We start from the raw sequence: 249 nt of genomic DNA on the forward strand, positions 1-249 counted from the left end.
GTAGGGGGCTCTCTTTGCACCCAAAAACAGGGCGAACCGGTGACCATAGCGGAGTTCGCTTCGCTCACCGCGTCCTATTCGCCAGCTCTTATGTCACCGCGCGCGGTGACCCGCTGGCTCATCCGGTTCGAATCCGGTAGGGGGCTCTCTTTGCACCCAAAAACAGGGCGAACCGGTGACCATAGCGGAGTTCGCTTCGCTCACCGCGTCCTATTCGCCAGCTCTTATGTCACCGCGCGCGGTGACCCG

At 61.8% G+C, this 249-nt stretch carries 1 protein-coding gene; it reads left to right on the forward strand.

Annotated elements, in window-relative coordinates:
- Positions 1-39: 39 nt before the first annotated feature.
- Positions 40-249, forward strand: a 210-nt coding sequence (locus L6966_RS12070; protein ID WP_237233485.1) for a hypothetical protein, incomplete at its 3' end; no start/stop codon positions are given.

This window comes from Rothia nasisuis, from assembly GCF_928381405.1.
GTDB classification, from domain to species: Bacteria; Actinomycetota; Actinomycetes; order Actinomycetales; family Micrococcaceae; genus Rothia; species Rothia nasisuis.